Raw genomic sequence first — 16,376 nt, 5'->3', positions numbered from 1 at the left:
CTGTTCCATGTTAAATCCCCAATCCCCCATACCCCTGTACCACCAGCTTGCCGACATCCTCATGGAGGGCATCCGTTCCGGCGACTATCCGCCGGGCGTCCGTATTCCATCGGAGCCCCAGCTGGCCAAGGAATACGGTATCGGGCGCCCCACTGTACGTCAGGCCATCGATGTGCTGGTGCGCCAGCGCCTGCTGTTGCGGCGGCGGGGGTCGGGGACTTATGTGCGCACACCGGAACAGGAGATCGACCTGTTCTCGCTGGCCGGCACCAGCTCGGCATTTCACAAAAAGGGGATCGCTGTTGAGGTGCAACTGCTTCAAAAAACCAGGCGGGTAAATGTTCCGGCCGATCCGGAGAACCCTTTTGCCGGTGGGACGGCCTTTTTCCTGTCCCGGTTGAACCGGGTGGACGGAACGCCGGTGCTGCTGGAAGCGATCTATTTGCACCCGGTGCTGTTCAAGGGCATCGAACGCATGGATCTGGCCGGGCGCTCCCTCTCCCAGGTGGTTGAATCTAGTTTCTACATGCGGCCGGTGGGGGGGAGGCAGACTTTTCGCATCGGCTGTCTCGAGGCCGGGAAAGCGGCGGCCATGGATATACATGCCGACACACCGGTGTTGGAAGTCCACCGGTTCCTCAATTTCAAACAGGCGGACAACGCCGTTTTCTCGATTCTCTACTGCAACACCGAACCGTTTGTTTTTTCTCAGCAGATAGGAGGCGCAAGCCATGATTAAGCGGGGCTATTACGGCGACTTCGGCGGGGCATTCCTGCCCGAAATTCTTGTCGCCACCTTCGATGAACTGGAAGAGGTGTTCATCGCGGCCAGGAACGACCCTCTCTTCTGGCATGAATACGAAAAGCTCATGTCCAGCTATTCCTGCCGGCCGACACCGATCACCTTCGCCCGGAACCTGACGCGCCATTTCGGTGGGGCGCGCATTTTCGTCAAACGCGAGGACCTCAACCATACCGGCGCCCACAAGGCCAACAACGTCATGGGGCAGGGGCTGCTGGTCAAACGCATGGGCAAGACCCGGGTGATCGCCGAAACCGGGGCCGGTCAGCACGGGGTGGCCACGACCACCATGGCCGCGCGCTTCGGCTTCGACTGCACCATCTACATGGGCGAGGTGGACGTCGATCGCCAGCGGCCCAACGTCTTCTGGATGGAGCAGCTGGGGGCAACGGTGGTGCCGGTGACCAACGGCACGCGGATCTTGAAGGACGCCATCAACGAGGCTTTCCGGGATTGGGTGACCCATATGGATTCCACCCACTACGTGCTGGGCACCGCCTGCGGACCCCATCCTTTCCCGGAAATGGTCTCCTGGTTTCAGTCCATTGTCGGCCAGGAGTCCCGCCGGCAAATGCTGGAGCGGGAAGGCCGGCTGCCTTCGCGGGTGTTTGCCTGCGTGGGCGGCGGGTCCAACGCCATGGGCATCTTCAGCGGATTTTTCGATGACGATGTCGAACTGGTGGGCGTGGAGGCCGCCGGTCGGGGCTTGGATTCCGGCGAACACGCCTCCCGGCTCTGCTCGGGCGACGCCAGCGTGGGTGTGGCGCAAGGGTACAAGACCTACTTTCTGCAGGACGGCGACGGCCAGATGCGTGAAACCCATTCCATCGCCGCCGGTCTGGACTACGTCGGCGTTTCCCCGATCCTGTCGGATCTGAAGGAGAAAGGGCGGGTGCGATTCGAGGGGGCCACGGACCGGGAGGTGGTCGAGGCCCTGCGACTGACCATGAGGAAAGAGGGCGTCATCCCGGCCCTGGAGTCGGCGCACGCCTTTGCCCGGGCATTCAAGGAGGCGCCGCAGATGTCGCCTGACGACATTATCCTGATCAATCAGTCCGGTCGGGGAGACAAGGACATCTTCACCATCGCCGATGCCTTCGACGATCCCAAATGGAAACAATTCATCATTGAAAAGGCCAAACAATACCATGCTTGAAACTTACATTCGCTCTCGGCTGGCCGAAAAAAAGATCCTGTTGATGACCCACATCGTCATCGGCTACCCTACCTTGAAGGCCTCTCTGGAGATCGTGCGCACCATGGTCGAGGCGGGTGTGGACCTGATGGAACTGCAGATTCCCTTTTCCGAGCCTATCGCCGACGGCCCGGTGATTCTAAAAGCCAACCAGGCCGCCCTGGCCAACGGGGTCACGGTGGACCAGTGCCTGGATTTTGGCCGTACGGTGGCCCGGCGGTTTCCGATTCCCTTTTTATACATGACCTACTACAACATCCTGTTCAAGCACGGCGTGGGTCGCTTTGCCGACGGCATGCAGGCGGCGGGCCTGCAGGGGGCCATCGTGCCGGACCTGCCGCCTGAAGAGGCCGCCGATTATTTGGCCGCCATGGGCCGCCGTGAATTATCTCCCATCTTCATTTTTTCGCCCACCACCGCCAATGCGCGCATGCACACCATCGCCCGGGTGGCCAGCGGATTTATCTATTGTGTGGCCCGCAAGGGCGTCACCGGTAACGAGACGTCGTTTTCCCAGCAGATCGGAGATTACCTTGCCCGCTGCCGGGCGGCCACGCAGTTGCCGCTGGCGCTGGGGTTTGGGGTTAAAGACAAATCCGATATCAAGTTCCTCGAGGGAAAGGCCGATATTGCTGTCATCGGCACACAGGCGTTGCGGCTGGTAGAAGATCTGGGCGTCGCCGCGCTGGGCGACTTTATTTACGGTCTTCAAGAGTAGCCATCATGCTCGTTGTTCCCGTCTCCGGAAAAATCGGTTGGAAAAACCCGCCAATGATGACACTGGCGCTGCTGGTCGTCAACTGCCTGGCCTTTTTTCTGTTCCAGATTAACGATGACGAGTCCCGGATGGCCGCCGAGCAGTTTTACCTGAATTCCGGGCTGGCCGCCATCGAGGTGCCCCGCTACATCGATTATCTAAAGTCAACTGGAAAGACCGCCGACAGGCCTGTCGAAAGTGAAGGCATGGATGAGCAGGAACTCATGGCGGCTCATTTCGAGATGGAGGCCGATTTCGATTTCATCTCGCGGCTGATGGATGGCCAGGTGATCCTTCCCCAGAATCCGGAATATGAAAATTGGTTGGCGCTGCGCCGGGACTACGAGGAGAAACGAGATAAAAGCGTCGCCTTTGCCTATGGCCTTCGCCCAGCTTATCCTCGCGCGCCCACCTTTTTTTCCTACATGTTCCTGCATGGTGGCGTAGGGCACCTGGTGGGCAACATGGTGTTCTTGTGGATCCTTGGATGCATGTTGGAGATCGGATCGGGCCGGTTGTTCTTTACGGTCATGTATCTAACCTGCGGGTTGGCAGCTGCCGGGCTTTTTTATGCGGTATACCCGTCGAGCACGATCCCCTTGGTCGGTGCGTCCGGAGCCATTGCCGGACTCATGGGTGCCTACACGGTGCTTTACGGCACAAAAAAGGTCAGCATATTTTATTCCCTGGGTTTTTTTTTCAATACGGCCACCATACCGGCCATTGTGCTGCTGCCGGTCTGGCTGGCCAATGAATGCTACCAGCTTTTTTTCTCCGGTGACAGCCACGTGGCATACGTGGCACATATCGGCGGGATAGCCGGTGGCGCCCTGCTGGCTTATGCCGGAGAACGACTGGTGGGATTAGATCGGGACAGTTTCGAGGCGGCCCCGGAAGACAAGGTGAGCCCGCTGATGCACCAAGCCTTGGACCATTTAGGCAATTTGGACATGCAACAGTCGCAAGCCTTACTCGAACAGGTGTTGGAATTGTCACCAAACCATCAGGATGCCCTGAGCCATTTGTTCAACATTCACAAGTTGAATCCCGAATCGAAACCATTTCATGATACCGCCAAGCACCTGCTTGGCGTGCTTCTCCAAAATACCGCGGCGCATCCTACCGCGCTGGCCGTTTACGAGACATATTCACGACTGGCCAGTCGTCCGCGCTTGCCGATTCATGCCTATCTGCAAATTTCCGGAGCCATGGCAGCGGCAGGAAAGGTCGAGGATGCAGAGAAAATCGTGCTGGCCATCATGAAACGAAAACCGGAAACGCCGGAACTGCCGTCGAATCTAATCAAGCTTTCGCAGGCCTTTCGCAGATGTGGTCGAACGGACCGGTGGGAACGCTACCGGAGGTTGGTTTGCAAACAATTTCCTGATTCGGTGGAGGCGGCCCTCATATTAAGATCTGAAGCATCCGGCTGATTCGGGATGGAAGGCGAACCCGTAATCCAGTCCTTTCCCCCCTCTGTGGGGCGTTCATCCTATTTGGTCCAGGTAGCGCTCGACGAAGGGGATGATATCGTGTTCAGGATATTTTTTCATCAGACCTGTCAGTATTCTCTTGGCTTTTTCTGGATTCATTAATCGGTCGTTGAATATCTGCGCAGCCCGAAAATAGGATTTAGGCACCAGGGGGTCTTGGGGGTAGGCTTTGGTCAGCTTGTTGTATGTGCTCATGGCCTCCTTGTTGCGCCCGGTTTCGCTGAGCCAACCAGCCACTTTGAACAAAGCACCCGCTTTCGGTGAGAATTCGGAATCTGAAGTCAGGCATTGAAGGTAAACATCAACGGCTTGGGTCTTGTTGTCTCCGCGGACCAGCATGTCCAGATGGTTGAGGCCGTGGTTTCCTATCTTGTCCTTCGCGCCGGTCATTTTAAGCAACGTAAAGTAGCGCTCCGAAAGCAGCGGATCGGCAATCATTTGCCCACGCATTTCACTTTCGATCTCTGCGATTGCACCTTCATGGTTTCCGTCCTTGATAAGCTGATGGACGCGGTTGAGCAGGCGGCCGTGGGGATCGTCGGCTGCGGCCACGGCCCGATCAGTTTCTGTCTCATCATCCTTGAAATCATCGAAATCCACTCGGTAGCCGATATCCTGATGATACTGCAAGATCACGTAGCCCATGAGGTGGTAGGAGATGAAGGTATAGTAGATCTTGACCAAGGTGAACAAAAAAACGTGCATTATCGGGGGAAAGTATTGAATCGCCTGGCGGCCGAGCAGCGCCGGCGCCCCGCCGAGGATGGAATAAAAGAAGTACATCAGCAGATAGCCCCATCCGATTCTGACAGCCAGGCTGACGAACATCACCGGATTAATGGCCTGGATCAAGGATTCAGTGGTCACCAGGAGAATGATCATGGCCGGTAAAAACACCGTTGCCAGGATGCTAAACAAGACCCCTACGGCCACACCCAGTTTGGTGAACATCATGCCCGCCGCAAAAATGATGGCTATGTAAATGCCCACCTGCTTGACCACCGGCCCAAAATTTTCAAAAAGGGTCTGCGCATCAAGCGCCGGGGGGGTCAGATTGCCGCCTGCCGTAGACTGCAAGATGGCGTAGGCGTACTTGAAGGTAATTCCCCAAACCGCGACCAGAGCCAGCAGACCGATGATTCCAGGTCGTGTCAATAAAGCGGCCATCGCAGAAAGTCCCAGCATCAACAACAGCGGACGAACGGAAAACGGATAGAGAAAAAATCGCGGCAGCTGCTTCCAGAACGGATCGATGATATTTTCAACACCCAACCATTGGACAGGAAGATTGCAATTGGGGCACATGTGGAGCTTCTCTCCCTGGTGGTAGCCAGCCATGTCCCGGGCTTCCACACATTCCGGGCATCGTGCCGTGTTGCATTTATCGCAATGCCAGTGGGCAGGTCGGGTGGGGTGGTATTTACAATATTGTTTCATGCCTGTTCCTGCCTTATGGTCCTCTTTAGACACCAACCGTCATGGTGCCGATTATTTCAAACCGTTATCGGGAAATTTTGACTTTTCTTTAGGATTGGCGTAGCGTCCATTCTGGCAATAGTTTCTGATGGTATGTTTTTTATGATCATTGCGATCAATTGAACCCCGTGTCCTGTCGTTTAATGCCGATTATGCAACCTGCGTTCTCCTTCAGCCCTATACCCAGACTGCTCGTCGGCCCGGGAGCCACCGACAGGCTCCCAGAACTCGTCGCGCCCTTTGGCAAGACGGTGCTTCTGGTTAGCGGTTCGGCTGCGCTTGAGCACACCGGGCATATCGGTCGAATACTGACTAAACTGGGAAAAGGTGGTATGCAGGTGCATCGCTGCCGCATTGCCGGTGAACCGTCCCCCGCCATGGTGGACCAGGTGGTAACGGATTGGAAGGAAACTGGGGTGGATGTGGTCCTGGCCGTCGGCGGCGGCAGTGTTCTGGATGCGGGAAAAGCCATTGCCGCCATGCTCAAGGAAAATGGATCGGTCGTCGATTTTCTGGAAGGGGTCGGCAAACGAACCCCATCGGGTGAATCCGTGCCTGTGGTGGCGGTGCCCACCACCTCGGGGACCGGCAGCGAGGCCACCAAGAATGCGGTCATATCCCGGGTGGGAAGCGGGGGATTCAAGAAGTCCTTGAGGCACGACAACTATATCCCCCGGCTGGCCATTCTGGATCCGACGCTATGTGTGTCAGCTCCGCCGTCGGTGACCGCGGCCTGCGGCATGGATGCGCTGACCCAACTGATCGAATCCTTCGTCTCCACCCAGGCCTCCCCACTGACCGACGCCCTGGCATTGGACGGCCTGCGACACCTGATCCCGGCGCTACCTGTGGTCTGTGCAAATGGTGCTGCCGATGTCGCCTGCCGCGGGGCAGTGGCTTACGGGGCGTTTCTTTCCGGGGTCACGTTGGCCAATGCGGGATTGGGTGTGGTGCACGGCGTGGCCGGGTCCATGGGCGGCATCGTGTCCATCCCCCACGGCGTCGCTTGCGCCAATTTGTTGCCCTATGCCGTGAAGGCCACCGTCGGCAATCTCAGCGCCGCGCATACCCAACGCGCTAACGCCGACATCGCAAAATTCGCCCGCATCGGCAAACTATTCGGCGCCAAGCATGAAACCCATTTGGATTGCTGCCGTTATCTGGTGGACTGCCTTTACCGATGGCTGGATCAGTTGGACATTCCCCGATTGGGGCTGTTCGGTCTGACCCTTGATCATGTCGATCTTTTGGCTCACGCGGCTTCCAACAAGAACAATCCGCTGCCGCTGTCCGCCAGCCAGATCAGCCAGATGATTCAGGATCGTTGCTGAACGGTGAACACTAAACCGGTGAACGCTTACCAAAAACAAAAGCCCTTTTCCTTCCAAGAGAAAAGGGCTTTTGTTTCTATCATCGGAACAGATGAGATCGGGCTTTTAATGGGTTGATTGAAGGTGCAACCGCTAATGGTGAAGCCCGTGACCGTTGATAATGCGGATGCCTCCATGCGGCCGGCCGACAGTGCATCGATACTGCTATTCGATAATTTCAAGAACCGTCCGTTTTTTGACCTTTGAAGAGACGGCGCCCAGTATGGTTCGCATGGCCTGGGCGGTTCGGCCTTGCTTGCCGATGACCTTTCCCAAATCTTCTTTGGCCACCGTGAGTTCCAAAACGGTAGTTTGATTTCCCTCCACTTCCGCTACGGAAACCTGCTCGGGTTTGTCCACCAATGAGCGTGCTATATAAGTGACTAAGTCTTTCATCGTATCTCCCTTCCAATGTGTCTCGCCGTTGTGTCCAATTGCCTTCTCGCGCCGATTCAATGGGGTGCAAATATCCATTTGCGTCACCACCCGGGGACCCATTCCGGTCGATTTGTCAACTTGAATCAAAGAATATTATGCAGTCTCGTAAATTATATAGGAGTTATAGTAAATCACAATACTAAAAAATTTCGTAAACACTACTTTATTAAAGCAAGTGGTTTTAAAAAATGACGTCGTGATAAAACGTCTTCAGACAGGCAAGTTCCAGGCGAACAGCCGATCCGTCGGTTGCCATCGGTGCCCGGATTCTGAACACCGGTTGGTTTGCGCTTGTTTCCATCAATCCGGGATGGTAAATCAACTAATTAACCTTGTGACCGCCTTGATCGCGATTATATTAAAGAAAACGTCAGACCATGAAAAACAGTTATCGATACCGGCTTTGGGTAGTTGCAGCGGTTTGGATGTTATTTTCCTGCAGCCCTTTCAAGCCGGCGGTGATGCCGGATGCGGCCGGTGAAATTCCCGATGCCTATGCACTTTTCGGCGGCGATGGGGACCTGACATCGCCATGGTGGGAATTCGTTGATTCCCCGGAACTCAGCCGGTTGATCGATACTGCGTTATCGGACAGCTTCACACTGAAAGAGGCCTGGTCCCGGCTGCAGCAGGCAAGGTCACTGGCCGTTCAAGCCGGAGCAGCGCGCTACCCTGACCTTTCCGCGACCGGTTCCGTCGAAACTACCCGGCGCAGATCAGAAACCTTGTCCGAGGGCTCTGGAGGTGATCAGAATTACACGTTGGGCCTGATCAGCAGCTATGAACTGGACCTGTGGGGCAGGATACGAAGCCAAACGGAGGCGGCGCTGCTCACCGTAGATGCGACCGAGGCGGACCTTCAGACGGCCAGCATCACGGTGGCGGCTGAGGTGGCTGAGCGCTGGGTGGGAATCATTTCCCAACGGTTGCAGCAGCAGCTTTTGGAAAAACAGCTGGCAAACAATCTTACTTTTCTAGACTTGATTGAGCTGCGTTTCCGCAAGGCTATGGTTTCCGCCCTGGATGTCTACCAGCAAAAGCAGGTCGTGGAGAGTGTCCGGGCGAGAATCCCGCTGGTGGAAGCCGAAACCCAGTTGTTGATGCATGAACTCGCCGTACTGCTGGGACGACCGCCGCGGGCGGACCTTCGATTGACGCAAACCGACATGCCGGTAGTCGGCCAGCTCCCGTCATTAGGTCTGCCTGCCGACCTGCTGGCCAACCGGCCTGATGTCAGGGCGGCCGGTATGCGCTTGAAAGCCTCCGAATGGCAATTGGCCGCCGCCCGGGCCAACCGTCTGCCGGCGCTTCGCTTTACTGCCGGTGGGCAATACGGTCGCAGCGACTTGGACCTGCTCTTCGATACCTGGCTGTTGAGCTTGGCCGCCAACCTGACGGCACCCATTTTTGACGGCCGCCGCCGGGCTGCCGAGGTCGACGGGGCACGGGCGCAGGTGGATGAACGCCTTTGGTTCTACCGCCAGGCCGTACTGACTGGCGTGAAAGAGGTCGAAGACGCCCTGGAAAGCGAGACCCGGCAGCGGGAACATATCCGCGGACTTGAATCGGTAATGACGGCGGCCCGCAAAGGTCTTGAAGAGGCCATCCAGAGGTATCGGCGGGGATTGAGCGATTATCTGCCGGTCCTCACCCAACTGATCGCCGTCCAGGATCTCGAAAGGGATTTGATCCAGCAGCAGGAGACGCTGGTGCGATACCGCATCGGTTTGCACCGTGCGCTTGGCGGCGGTTGGATCGGGAACACCGTTTCGCCGAAGGCATCCATGGAAAATGGGCAGCGGGGATAAGATGAAATTGGACGGAAATAGGGATCATCCTCTTGATAAGACCGAGGCGGTCCGTGCCAGTGGCAAATACTGGGTGCGGACACTGATCATCTGCGCCATGATCATAACGATTGGCATTGCCGGTGCCAGTTACATTAAAAAGACGGCCCCCCAAGCCCAAAAACGGCCGCCGGAACGCACGGTTGCCCTGGTAGAGACCCGGCCCCTTTTTCCGGATACCCACCAGGTTGCCGTCGCGGCCATGGGATCCGTGATTCCGGCCAGGGAGATCACCTTGAAAACCCGGGTGCCCGGAGAAGTTCAAGCGATTCACCCGGAGTTGGTTGAGGGCGGTTTTATCCGTGCCGGTGAACGGGTGTTGAAGATCGATGCCAAGGATTACGAGCTGGCCATTGCCCGCAAGGAAAGCGCCGTAGTCAACGCACAATACGCCCTCCAGGTGGAGATGGGATACCAGGATGTGGCCCGGCAAGAATGGTCGCTGCTCTACCCGGGACGAACGGCCGATGCCCAGGAAGAGGAATTGGCCCTTCGAAAACCCCATCTGGCCAAAGCCCGGTCCGATCTGGCGGCCGCCCGCGCAGAACTCGAACAGGCCCGATTGAGCCTGACCCGCACAGATATTCTTGCACCTTTCAATGCCATTGTCCGCAGCACCCATGTAAATGTGGGCTCACAAGTGTCCATCCAGGACCCATTGGCCCAGCTGGTGGGCACCGATGAATACTGGATTCAGGTGTCCCTTCCCGTGGAGCGGTTGGCATGGATCCATATCCCCCGGACCAATGCGGAAAAAGGTGCATCGGTCACGATTGCCTACCGGGGAAACCAGCGTCAGGGGACGGTGGCCAGATTGCTCAGCGACTTGGAGACTGACGGCCGCATGGCCCGCATCCTGGTGTCCGTCAAAGACCCGCTGGGGTTGAATGCCGAGACCGGTGACAGTGCCCCGCCGATGCTGATCGGTGAATACGTCCGCGTGGTGGTCCAGGGACAACGGCTGACGGACGTCTATCGCATCCCCAGAAGTGCCCTGCGGGACAACAGCACCATCTGGCTGCTTGCCGATGACGATACCCTGAAGATCATACAGGTGGAGACCGTGTGGCGCGATGCCGACTATGTGCTAATGAAAAACGGCATCCTTCCCGGCCAGCGGCTCATTGTTTCGGACCTCTCCGCACCGGTCGACGGGTTGCCGGTGAAAGAAGGCGATGCCGGGCCGTCGGATATATCCTCGCCAACCCACCAAAGCCGTGTAGCATCAGATGGATAATCCAATTCTGAATCCTCTCCCCGATGGAAATCGCCGTCAATCCGGTCCCATCGCCTGGATGGCCGGGCATTCGGTTGCGGCCAACCTGCTGATGGTGATTTTTCTAGTGGGAGGCCTGATATTCGCCGGCCAAATCAAAAAAGAGGTCTTCCCCGATTTCGAGCTGGACTATGTGACGGTTTCCATGGCTTATCCCGGCGCCAGTCCCGAAGAGGTTGAGCGCGGCATCATCCTGGCTATTGAAGAGGCCGTTCAGGGGCTTGACGACGTCAAACAAGTTACCGCGGTGGCCAATGAAGGCGTCGGCAGGGTGACCGTTGAGGTGATCGAAGGCAAGAATATCCAGCGGGTGGCCCAGGATATCAAGAATGCGGTGGACCGGATTACCTCATTTCCCGAAGAGACAGAGGACGCCCGGGTCACGATTGCCCAGCGCAGACGCTACGTGGTCTCGCTGGCCCTCTTTGGCGACCAAGGGGAATCGATTCTCCGGGAGACGGCGGAGATGGTCCGCGATCGGCTGCTGCAGGATCCGGGCATTACCCAAGTGGAGCTTTCCGGCATCCGTGACTACGAAATCAGCATTTCCGTGCCCCAGGAAAGGCTGAGAGCCTACGGGTTGACCCTGGAGCAAATCGCCCAGACCATCCGGCGGGCGGCCGTGGAGCTACCGGGGGGGTCCATAAAAACCGACAGCGGGGATGTGCTGGTGCGTATGACCGAACGACGGGATTTCGGCCCTGAATTCGGCCGCATTCCTATCATTACCACCAACGAGGGCACCCAGGTGCTGTTGGCGGACATCGCCGAGGTGACGGACGGATTCGAGGATACCGACCGATTCGCCACCTACAACGGGCATCGGGCCATTCTCGTCGATGTTTACCGTATCGGTGACCAAACCCCCTTGGATGTTTCCGAAACCGTCAAGGAGAAGGTGGCCGAGATCCGACCGGACCTGCCCCCGGGCGTTGACCTGGTGGCCCGCAACGACCGTAGCGACATCTATCGCCAGCGCATGGATCTGATGCTGCGCAACGGCTATTTCGGGCTCGCCCTGGTGTTCATTCTACTGGCCATCTTCTTAGAGCCGCGCTTGGCCTTCTGGGTCAGCCTGGGCATTCCCATCTCCATCCTCGGGTCCTTGTTGTTCCTGCCGGCAGCCGGGGTGAGTATCAACGTCATCTCCATGTTTGCCTTTATTATCACCCTGGGCATCGTGGTGGATGACGCCATTGTGGCCGGTGAGAACATGTACCACCACCGCCAGTCCGGAAAACCCTGGCTTCAGGCGGCGGTGGCCGGAACCCGTGAAATCGCCATGCCGGTGACCTTCAGCGTGCTGACCAACATCGTGGCCTTTGCCCCGTTGTTCTTCGTCTCGGGCATCATGGGTAAGATCTTTCGTCAGATTCCGGCGGTGGTCGTGGCTGTGTTTGTCGTTTCACTCATCGAGAGCCTGCTGATCCTGCCGGCCCATATCGGCCATCGCAAGCCTCGCCCGGAAACCGGACTGTTCGGCTGGGTGCTGCGGAAGCAGCGGCGCTTCAGCGACTGGTTTTCCCATCTGGTGCGAACCCGTTACGGTCCCCTGCTCGATCTGGCCCTGCGCCACCGCTATGTCGCCATCAGTATCGGTGCCGTGGTGCTGATGCTCACGCTCAGTTACGTGAAAAGCGGGCGTATGGGCTTCGAACTGTTTCCCAAGATCGAATCCGACTACGCCTTGGTCACGGCGGTGTTACCCTATGGCACGGCGGTTCAAAAAACCGAAGCCATCCAGCGGATTTTGGTGGAAACGGCCCAGCAGTTGACTGCCGAACATGGCGGCCAAGATCTGGTAGAGGGAATCTTCGCCGAAATTAATGGCAACCAGACAGAGGTGCGCATTTACCTGACCCCTCCAGACGTGCGACCGCTCTCAACGGTCCGGTTGACATCGTTGTGGCGGGATCGGGTCGGGCCTCTCACCGGACTGGAATCGCTTAAGTTCGAGTCGGATGCGGGTGGGCCGGGACGCGGCGCCGCCATTGCCGTAGAGCTGAGCCACCGCAATGTGGAGACGCTCGCTCAAGCCAGCGGGGAGGTCGCCGAGTCATTGCGTTTTTTCCCCAACGTGAGCGATATCGACGACGGCTACTCCCCGGGAAAACAACAGATCGACTTCAAGATCCGGCCCGAGGCGCGCAGTTTGGGCCTCAGGGCTCAGGAGGTGGCCAGACTGCTGCGTCACGCTTACTACGGCGCCGAAGCCCTGCGTCAGCAGCGCGGACGCAACGAAGTCAAGGTGATGGTTCGTCTGCCCAAAAATGAACGGGTCTCCGAGCACAACCTGGAGGAGATGATTCTGCGCACGCCGGCCGGTAAGGAGATTCCACTGCTGGAAGCGGTGGACATCAAACGCGGCAGGGCCTACACTTCCATTGACCGGCGCAACGGCCGACGAGTGGTAACGGTGACGGCGGATGTCCGCCCCCGCAGCAAAGCCGACCAGATACTCAGCGCGTTGACCGGGGAGACCCTGCCGGCCCTTCAGGAGAAATACCCGGGACTGACCTACAGTTTCGAAGGCAACCAGGCGGACCGGCGTGAAAGCATGCAGAGCCTGATGCGTGGCCTGATGATGGCCCTGCTGGTGATTTATGCCATGCTGGCCGTTCCCTTCAACAGTTTCATCCAGCCGATGATCATCATGATTTGCATTCCTTTCGGCATCGTAGGGGCGGTGATCGGCCACATGATCATGGGTTACAGCCTGAGCGTGATGAGCATGTTCGGTGTGGTGGCACTTTCCGGCGTGGTGATCAATGATTCGCTGGTGCTCATGGATTTTGCCAATCGCAAGCGGCGGGACGGCGAAGGATGCCATGACGCCATCCACCATGCGGGAATCCATCGCTTTCGCCCCATCCTGCTGACCACCCTGACCACGTTTGGTGGCCTGGCGCCGATTATGTTCGAGACCTCTCGACAGGCGCGTTTTCTCATCCCCATGGCGCTCTCCCTGGGTTTCGGGATTGTGTTCGCCACGGTGATCACCTTGATCTTGGTGCCCTGCTTTTACCTGGTGGTGGAAGACCTGCGGCAGGTGATGGGCGTGTCCAAGACCTGCGATGCAAATCCATCGATATAGGCGCAGTGGCAGAGCAATGAACCATGAAATGAGCTCGAATCCATGCAAACGCTGCGGCACCTGCTGTGAAAAGGGCGGGCCGTCCATGCACCGGGAGGACCGCCCCATGATTGATGACGGCCGTATTCCGGCCCGATGCCTGTTTACCATTCGTCGGGGTGAGCGGGTCCGTGACAACGTCAAGGGTGCCTTGGTTCCGTTGTCCGAAGAGATCATCAAAATCAAGGGGCGCACCGACAGATGGACGTGCCAGTTTTATGATCAAGCAACCCGAGGATGCGGCATCTATGACCATCGACCGCTGGAATGCCGGGTGTTGAACTGTCGGGACACCCGGGGACTCGAAGCAGTCTATGACACCAGCCGGCTGACCCGGCAGGATTTGCTGTCGGAGGTCGATGGACTATGGGCGTTGATCCAGGACCATGAGCAGCGCTGCAGTTATGAAGGACTGCATGCATTAGTGGCAGCGGGGTTCCACGAGGGCCGGTTGAAACAGGACCAGGCGATCCTGGAAATTCTCAGATTCGATGCCCATGTTCGTCAACTGGCGGTGGAAAAAGGAGGGCTGGACAGCCGGATGCTGGATTTTATCTTCGGGCGCCCGCTATGCGATACCATCAAGATGTTTGATATCCAATTGATCGACTCGAACAGGAGGGACAGATGAACACCCGGCACCTTTTAACCCTGATCGTTTCCCTGATGCTGCTTCATTGCTTTTCCACCGGAGCCCCGGCTCAAGAGATCACCGTGTCCCAGGCCGTGGTCTGCCGTCAGATCGTGGACCGGATGCCCGTGGGATCCGCCGATGTGATTCCTGCCGGGACTGAGCGGGTCTATTGCTTTACCCGGATCGACGGCGCCCAGGCGGAGACCGAGATCACCCACAACTGGTACTACAAGGGGGTCCTGAAGGCATCGGTGGTGCTGCCGGTGCGCACCAGCGAATGGCGAACGTGGAGTTCAAAATCACTGCTTCCGGAATGGACGGGTGAGTGGATGGTGGAAGTCCTTTCCAAAGATGGTACACCCTTAGAGAGTCTAATTTTCTTCGTGCAGTAGCCGCTGTTTCTCCCTTACGGTGCTGGGCGGCACAACCAATGGTACAATCCGGCCTCATTCGTCAAGGTTTGTCAGCGTCGGCGTCTGGCTGTAAACCCCGGGGCGCCGGTTGGGAAGAAAGTACCGCATCCGATGGCTGCGGACATGGTGGAGTTGATCGGCTGTTAAATCGGCCACCAGCATCCCTGGGTCGCCGGACAGGCGGGTCTCGATGATCTCGCCGGACGGGGAAAAAACCACGGCATTGCCTGGGAAGACCAAGCCGTTTCCGTTGTTTCCGATTTGGTTGCAGGCGACTACAAAGAGTCCGTTGTCAAATGCCCGGGCGGGCAGGTGGCGCATCCACGACTGATGTTTGTCCAGCGCCTGGCCGCGCGGTGAGGCGTGGGGCATGAAAATCATGTCGGCCTCGGCTTCCGCCATGCGTGTGGAAAGCTCGGGGAAATGCGCATCATAGCATAACTGAATGCCGAAACGAATGCCTGACCAGTGGAAAACCGGCAGGGTCTTGCCAGGGCTGAATCGATCTGCTTCGGGCGGAGCCAGGTGGAGTTTCCGGTAGACACCGGTCCGACCCTGTGGGGTGATCGCCATATGGCTGGCAAAAATCCGTCCATCGCAGGCTTTTTCAGCAAACCCTACCAGCAGCGCGATTTGCTGATCAGCAGATAGACGAACCAGCTCATCGATCTCCGCTCCATAGGCAGAAATGGCATGTTCGGCGATGTCTTCCCGATTGCTGTAACCGGTGAGATTGAGCTCGGGGAAGCAGACCAGCGCGGCTTTTTCTCTTCTGGCCCGCCGGGTCCAGTAGCGTGTCCGTTCCAGGTTGTGTTTGACCTGGCCCACCGGACTCCGGCAGACCACCGCTGCGATGCGGAAATCTCTCATTATGCCCGAAGCAGCCGGACGTCAAGCTTGCGCGTCCTGGGCCCGTCAAACTCACAAAAAAAGATGCCCTGCCAGGTGCCCAGCACCAATCGGCCATTTTCGATGGCAATGGTTTCCGACGATCCGATGATGGAGGTTTTCAGGTGGGCGGGGGAGTTGCCTTCCATGTGGCGGTAGGCCTCTTTCCACGGTACGATTTTGTTGAGCACCATCAGGATGTCCCGGGCCACAGCCGGATCGGCACTCTCGTTGATGGTGACGGCAGCTGTGGTGTGGGGGACGAAGACCAGGCAAAGGCCGCTGTCCATTCCGCCTTCGCTCACCTGCTGCTGAACCAGGGAGGTGACATCGATCATTTCCGTCTGTGAGTGGGTATTTACGGACAGGCGCATGGTTTCGTCCAAAAAAAAGGCGCCGCTTGGTAATAAGCGGCGCCTTTTTTTAAAGAACTGGATTCGGTGTGATTAGACACAACCCGTGGGTTTCGGAAGACCCGCCATCTTACAAGCTCCCTTTCCGGGTCCTGAGGGGAACAGCTCGTAGATGTGTTTCAGTTTGAAGCCGGTCACCTTGGAAAGTACGCGGACCATGGGGGCGATACCATTCTTTTCGTAGTATTCGCGAAGCACGTCAACGACTTTTTTGTGCTCGTCGTTCAGTTCATCGATTCCT

The 16,376-nt window shown here is 57.5% G+C and carries 15 protein-coding genes; 10 read left to right on the top strand and 5 right to left on the bottom strand.

From position 1 onward, the window contains the following. From ABYV26_RS07815 to ABYV26_RS07800, 4 genes are all read left to right on the top strand, one after another. Positions 1-739 (top strand): GntR family transcriptional regulator (locus ABYV26_RS07815; protein ID WP_372679791.1); only part of this gene is annotated, 739 nt, incomplete at its 5' end. After that, a complete protein-coding gene (gene trpB / locus ABYV26_RS07810; RefSeq protein WP_372679789.1) occupies positions 732-1,958 on the top strand; it encodes a tryptophan synthase subunit beta in 1,227 nt (408 codons plus the stop codon). The genes ABYV26_RS07815 and trpB, both read left to right, overlap by 8 nt. Continuing rightward, on the top strand, positions 1,951-2,715 hold the full coding sequence (gene trpA / locus ABYV26_RS07805; RefSeq protein WP_372679787.1) for a tryptophan synthase subunit alpha: 765 nt from the start codon (positions 1,951-1,953) through the stop codon (positions 2,713-2,715). The genes trpB and trpA overlap by 8 nt, the downstream gene beginning before the upstream one ends. Positions 2,716-2,720: 5 nt before the next feature. Continuing rightward, positions 2,721-4,187, top strand: a complete 1,467-nt coding sequence (locus ABYV26_RS07800; protein WP_372679786.1) for a rhomboid family intramembrane serine protease — start codon at positions 2,721-2,723, stop codon at positions 4,185-4,187. Between the two features lie 54 nt (positions 4,188-4,241). Here the strand turns inward: ABYV26_RS07800 and ABYV26_RS07795 are convergent, their stop codons facing one another. Next, a complete protein-coding gene (locus tag ABYV26_RS07795) occupies positions 4,242-5,684 on the bottom strand; it encodes a tetratricopeptide repeat protein (RefSeq protein WP_372679784.1) in 1,443 nt (480 codons plus the stop codon). 182 nt (positions 5,685-5,866) lie between these two features. Here ABYV26_RS07795 and ABYV26_RS07790 point away from each other — a divergent pair, with 182 nt between their 5' ends. Next, the gene (locus tag ABYV26_RS07790; RefSeq protein WP_372679782.1) at positions 5,867-7,054 is read left to right on the top strand and encodes an iron-containing alcohol dehydrogenase; all 1,188 of its coding nucleotides are present in this window, start codon (positions 5,867-5,869) and stop codon (positions 7,052-7,054) included. Between the two features lie 204 nt (positions 7,055-7,258). Here the strand turns inward: ABYV26_RS07790 and ABYV26_RS07785 are convergent, their stop codons facing one another. Then, complete coding sequence (locus tag ABYV26_RS07785; RefSeq protein ID WP_372679780.1) at positions 7,259-7,489, bottom strand: KH domain-containing protein; 231 nt, start codon at positions 7,487-7,489, stop codon at positions 7,259-7,261. A 467-nt stretch (positions 7,490-7,956) separates the two neighbouring features. On the opposite strand from ABYV26_RS07785, the gene ABYV26_RS07780 reads away from it, so the two are divergent. From ABYV26_RS07780 to ABYV26_RS07760, 5 genes are read left to right on the top strand one after another with little or no spacing between them, the layout of a single operon-like run. Beyond that, positions 7,957-9,339, top strand: a complete 1,383-nt coding sequence (locus tag ABYV26_RS07780; RefSeq protein WP_372679778.1) for an efflux transporter outer membrane subunit — start codon at positions 7,957-7,959, stop codon at positions 9,337-9,339. A 1-nt stretch (position 9,340) separates the two neighbouring features. Further along, positions 9,341-10,615, top strand: coding sequence for an efflux RND transporter periplasmic adaptor subunit (locus ABYV26_RS07775; protein ID WP_372679776.1), 1,275 nt, complete (start codon positions 9,341-9,343; stop codon positions 10,613-10,615). Next, positions 10,608-13,748: an efflux RND transporter permease subunit gene (locus ABYV26_RS07770; RefSeq protein ID WP_372679774.1), complete on the top strand. Its 3,141-nt coding sequence runs from the start codon at positions 10,608-10,610 to the stop codon at positions 13,746-13,748. The genes ABYV26_RS07775 and ABYV26_RS07770 overlap by 8 nt, the downstream gene beginning before the upstream one ends. Before the next feature lie 28 nt (positions 13,749-13,776). Next, on the top strand, positions 13,777-14,418 hold the full coding sequence (locus ABYV26_RS07765) for a YkgJ family cysteine cluster protein (RefSeq protein ID WP_372679772.1): 642 nt from the start codon (positions 13,777-13,779) through the stop codon (positions 14,416-14,418). Beyond that, a complete protein-coding gene (locus ABYV26_RS07760) occupies positions 14,415-14,813 on the top strand; it encodes a DUF2914 domain-containing protein (RefSeq protein WP_372679770.1) in 399 nt (132 codons plus the stop codon). The genes ABYV26_RS07765 and ABYV26_RS07760 overlap by 4 nt, the downstream gene beginning before the upstream one ends. Positions 14,814-14,867: 54 nt before the next feature. Here the strand turns inward: ABYV26_RS07760 and ABYV26_RS07755 are convergent, their stop codons facing one another. From ABYV26_RS07755 to ABYV26_RS07745, 3 genes are all read right to left on the bottom strand, one after another. Beyond that, a complete protein-coding gene (locus tag ABYV26_RS07755) occupies positions 14,868-15,704 on the bottom strand; it encodes a nitrilase-related carbon-nitrogen hydrolase (RefSeq protein WP_372679768.1) in 837 nt (278 codons plus the stop codon). Next, positions 15,704-16,096 (bottom strand): secondary thiamine-phosphate synthase enzyme YjbQ, encoded by a 393-nt coding sequence (locus ABYV26_RS07750; RefSeq protein ID WP_372679766.1) that lies wholly within the window; start codon positions 16,094-16,096, stop codon positions 15,704-15,706. Before ABYV26_RS07750 ends, ABYV26_RS07755 begins: the two co-directional genes overlap by 1 nt. A gap of 72 nt (positions 16,097-16,168) precedes the next feature. Next, positions 16,169-16,376: TusE/DsrC/DsvC family sulfur relay protein (locus tag ABYV26_RS07745; RefSeq protein ID WP_372679764.1), on the bottom strand; the 208-nt coding region annotated here is incomplete at its 5' end.

This window comes from Desulfosarcina sp. (assembly GCF_041551955.1).
GTDB lineage: Bacteria > Desulfobacterota > Desulfobacteria > Desulfobacterales > Desulfosarcinaceae > Desulfosarcina.
Note: the sequence above shows the minus strand (reverse complement) of the source record. Positions and strands in the feature narration are given on the sequence as shown.

Bases quoted from the DNA above. Each gene is read 5' to 3' on its own strand.
- ABYV26_RS07795 (WP_372679784.1), bottom strand. From the start codon at position 5,684: ATGAAACAATATTGTAAATACCACCCCACCCGACCTGCCCACTGGCAT.
- ABYV26_RS07755 (WP_372679768.1), bottom strand. From the start codon at position 15,704: ATGAGAGATTTCCGCATCGCAGCGGTGGTCTGCCGGAGTCCGGTGGGC.
- ABYV26_RS07790 (WP_372679782.1), top strand. From the start codon at position 5,867: ATGCCGATTATGCAACCTGCGTTCTCCTTCAGCCCTATACCCAGACTG.
- ABYV26_RS07760 (WP_372679770.1), top strand. From the start codon at position 14,415: ATGAACACCCGGCACCTTTTAACCCTGATCGTTTCCCTGATGCTGCTT.
- ABYV26_RS07750 (WP_372679766.1), bottom strand. From the start codon at position 16,096: ATGCGCCTGTCCGTAAATACCCACTCACAGACGGAAATGATCGATGTC.
- trpB (WP_372679789.1), top strand. From the start codon at position 732: ATGATTAAGCGGGGCTATTACGGCGACTTCGGCGGGGCATTCCTGCCC.
- ABYV26_RS07765 (WP_372679772.1), top strand. From the start codon at position 13,777: ATGAGCTCGAATCCATGCAAACGCTGCGGCACCTGCTGTGAAAAGGGC.
- ABYV26_RS07785 (WP_372679780.1), bottom strand. From the start codon at position 7,489: ATGAAAGACTTAGTCACTTATATAGCACGCTCATTGGTGGACAAACCC.
- ABYV26_RS07800 (WP_372679786.1), top strand. From the start codon at position 2,721: ATGCTCGTTGTTCCCGTCTCCGGAAAAATCGGTTGGAAAAACCCGCCA.
- ABYV26_RS07780 (WP_372679778.1), top strand. From the start codon at position 7,957: ATGTTATTTTCCTGCAGCCCTTTCAAGCCGGCGGTGATGCCGGATGCG.
- ABYV26_RS07775 (WP_372679776.1), top strand. From the start codon at position 9,341: ATGAAATTGGACGGAAATAGGGATCATCCTCTTGATAAGACCGAGGCG.
- ABYV26_RS07770 (WP_372679774.1), top strand. From the start codon at position 10,608: ATGGATAATCCAATTCTGAATCCTCTCCCCGATGGAAATCGCCGTCAA.
- trpA (WP_372679787.1), top strand. From the start codon at position 1,951: ATGCTTGAAACTTACATTCGCTCTCGGCTGGCCGAAAAAAAGATCCTG.